1 protein-coding gene and 1 pseudogene are annotated in these 1,744 nt (G+C 68.5%); one reads left to right on the plus strand and one right to left on the minus strand.

The annotated features are described in order from the left end of the window. Positions 1–91: 91 nt before the first annotated feature. Positions 92–616 (minus strand): annotated as a pseudogene (locus ACZ38L_RS39400) (NAD(P)H-binding protein); the annotation flags it as partial. Between the two features lie 68 nt (positions 617–684). Here ACZ38L_RS39400 and ACZ38L_RS39405 point away from each other — a divergent pair. Then, positions 685–1,494 (plus strand): LysR family transcriptional regulator, encoded by an 810-nt coding sequence (locus ACZ38L_RS39405; RefSeq protein WP_465702955.1) that lies wholly within the window; start codon positions 685–687, stop codon positions 1,492–1,494. Positions 1,495–1,744: the final 250 nt, after the last annotated feature.

The raw sequence follows: 1,744 nt of genomic DNA on the forward strand, positions 1-1,744 counted from the left end.
TGCTCCTGTTGCTCTGCTTACTCACTACCTCGAACTGCTTCCTCTGGGATCAACCGTCCCAGTATCAAGCTGTCCAGGTCAGAGGGGAAACCTCAGCGGTGACTGTGTCGATGAACACGCCGTGGTCGCGGATCGGCGCTACCTGCCGTAGCAGGTTGTCCATGAAGGTCGGGTTCGCGAGCGCCCGGTAGGCCACGCCTGTACTTGCGATGAGGTCGTCCATGGCCAGCGACGCTGTCACCAGCCCGGCACGGTCGGCGGTGGGAGTGCCGCGGCCGAGCGCCGAGACGCCGACGACGTGCCTCACTCCGTGGGCCGTGAACGCCTTCGCGGCGGCGCGGGTGAACCCGGAGTACACGGCGTCCAGGCTTGGTGTCTGCCGGTCTGGCGGGGCGAGCCAGAAGACGGCGTCCGCGCCGGTGAAGGCCCGGTCGACGACCGCTGCGTCGCCGTGGGAGCCGGTGACGACGTCCACGCGGGCGCGGGCCGCGGAGGGGAGTTTCCCGGGGTCGCGCACGATGACGCGCAGCTCTTCACCGCGCGTGGGGGCCTCGTTGAGCAGGATGTCCAGGAGCCGGCTGCCGATCTGGCCGGTGGGAGTGGTGATGACGATCATGTTTCGAGTCTCGGGGTCGGCCACTGGCGCCGTCCAATACCCTTCCCGCTGATTGATACCTTGAGGGCATGGATCTCGACCTGCGCAAGCTCCGCTACTTCGTCGCGGTGGCCGAGCACCGACACTTCGGCCGGGCGGCGGAACAGCTCTACATCACCCAGCCAGTTCTCAGCCGTCAGGTCAGGGCTTTGGAGCAGGAGTTGGAGTGCACGCTGCTGGTGCGAACCACCCGCAGCGTGGAGCTGACAGCCGCCGGGAAGCAGCTCCACGAGGAGGCTCAAGGGATCCTCGCAGCCGTCACAGCGGCGGTGCGACGCGTGCACGACGTCGATCGGGGCGTCCAACGGCTCGTAATCGCCTTCTCCCCCGGGCTGCGTGTGTCGGAGGCGATCCGGGCGTTCACCTCGCGCCACCCGGACGTCGAGACCGACGTCGTCCCGGCACGCTGGTGGGAGCAGGACGCGCCGCTGCGGGACGGCCGGGCCGAGGTCGGGTACCTACGGCGGCCGTTCGACGACTCGGGACTGCACACCATCCCCGTCGGCCATGAGCCCAGGGTCGCCTGCATGCCCGCGGCACACCCGCTCGCCTGCCGCCAGGAGCTCACCTCCGCAGACCTCGACGGTGAGCCGATGCTCGACACACCGACGCGGCGCACGTCGACCCTGGAGGAGAAGTTCGAGCTCATCGCCTCCGGGCACGGCATCGCGCTCGTCCCGCTGAGCGTCGCGCGCTCCTACTCCCGCCCCGACCTCGCCCATCTCCCCGTCACGGACGCCCCAGGGATCGAGACGTGCCTGGTCGTCCGCGCGGACCGGCGCGAAAAGTTGCTACGCGACTTCCTGGAGATCGCCACCGCGACGCTGCGGCGCACCTGAGCGATCAGCGGTCGGGCCTACACTGACTTCGGCGTTTTAGGGTGATGGCGTGGGAGATCGAGTACGAGGCCGGTGAGGTCGGGGCCTGTCAGCCATCCCCGCTCGCCGATGTGGTGCACGAAACACGATGAGTGCGGCTCTTCTGGAGGGAAGGGCTGCCGAGTAGCCGAGGGGAATCTCACCCCTCGGCCCTCACAGAGTGAAGTAGGCCGCCGACGAGGTGCCCGTGGTTCGGGTCCTTTTCCGACGG

The sequence above is a fragment of the Kitasatospora sp. NPDC024654 genome (genome assembly GCF_055559155.1).